This window comes from Halanaerobium sp. ST460_2HS_T2, from assembly GCF_003337665.1.
GTDB lineage: Bacteria > Bacillota > Halanaerobiia > Halanaerobiales > Halanaerobiaceae > Halanaerobium > Halanaerobium kushneri.
On record NZ_QPJF01000075.1, the window covers coordinates 1 to 1,560 of the forward strand.

1 protein-coding gene is annotated in these 1,560 nt (G+C 31.8%); it reads left to right on the forward strand.

The annotated features are described in order from the left end of the window. Positions 1 to 138 precede the first annotated feature (138 nt). Positions 139 to 1,392, forward strand: a complete 1,254-nt coding sequence (locus tag DFR80_RS15080; protein ID WP_114490483.1) for an IS4 family transposase — start codon at positions 139 to 141, stop codon at positions 1,390 to 1,392. The last annotated feature ends 168 nt before the right edge of the window (positions 1,393 to 1,560 follow it).

Consider the following 1,560-nt stretch of genomic DNA (forward strand, 5'->3'; position numbering starts at 1 on the left):
CACTAGCATTGCATAAAAATATTTAAGAAAAGTCAAGTTCTATTTTCAGCGAGAATACTTGCTTAAAATAGAAAAACTCCTTATAATTGGGATTAGGATAGTCTTTGTCCAAATCCCAATAAATAAGGAGCAATCACTATGGACAAAGATATCACAGAAACCACATTTAATCAACTACTTGTTGCAATAAATTTTAATTTATTTTCAAAAATTGTTACTGAACTTGAACTGGATAAATACACTAAAAAACTTACAACAAAAAGATTATTCTTGATTTTACTCTATGGTCAGCTTGAATCTGTCAGCTCTCTCGACAGTTTAAGTATTGATGTCAGCAATAAATCTGATCTTAAAAAAGAAATTGGTATGGATTCTATCAGTGCTTCACAGCTTTCAAGAAAATTGAGAGATATTCCACCAGTAATCTTTGAAAAAATATTTGATCAGATTAAACTTCAGGCTTTAGCCAAAAGAGGTTCTAATTTCTACAAAAACAATCTTGGGCAGCTAAATATCATTGATGCATCAACTGTCTCTATGGCTTTAAGCAATTATCCCTGGGCTGATTTTAGATCAACCAAAGCAGGAATTAAAATACATACCCGCATCATTTATGATGGAGATATTATGCCTGATAAAGTTGAAATCACAACTGCTAAGGGTGCAGATAAAACCAAGATGGATAATCTAATTGTCCAGGATACAGATACTCTCCATGTCTTTGATAGAGCCTATGTTGACTATCAAAGCTTTGATAATTACTGTAATGCTGGTATTCTCTTTTTATCAAGGCTTAAGAGTAATGCTAAGATTAAAGTTTTAAAATCTGAAACTGTAATTATTGATGGTCAGGAAGTTAAAGATTCAACTGTTCTCTTAGGTGACAAAAAACAGGACAAACAGATGGATAACATCTTAAGAATCTTAGAAATACCTGACAGAGAGAATCCTGGCAGTACAGTTAAATTAATTACAAACGACTTTAAACATTCTGCTGTATTAATCAGCAGATACTACAGAGATCGCTGGCAGATAGAGATTTTCTTTAAGTGGATCAAGCAGCATCTGCATGTTAAAGTCTTTTATGGACACAGTGAAAATGCTGTTAAATCACAGATATTTACTGCTTTAATCAGCTTTGTATTGCTAACTCTTTTAAAAAGAGAAGCCAATACAGATAAGAGCTTATTTAAAGTACTAAAGTATTTTAGAGCCTGTAAGTTTGAAAGTCTAAAAGCTTTTATCAGAAAGATAAATCGACCACCATCACGCACTTCTAAAGGTCGAAGAGTGATAGATTACGAAAAAATCTATCAGCTAACCGAAAGGCAGGTGATGGCAGGAGAAACAGAGTTTTTATATTCAACAGAATTAAATCCAGTGATTCTGTAAAAAGAATAAATATATTATGGTAAAATGTGGATGAAGACTATCTATTAGTACTCCATTATCTCTTTTTCTTAAAAATGGATAAGGTTGTGACTGAATATTCTGTAGATAGTATACTTTATCTATAACTTAAATTTGACAATGCTTAAATATTTTTATGCAATGCTAGTG

What these genes read in the sequence shown, in the direction of transcription:
- DFR80_RS15080 (WP_114490483.1), top strand. Translation starts at nt 139, where the DNA reads ATGGACAAAGATATCACAGAAACCACATTTAATCAACTACTTGTTGCA.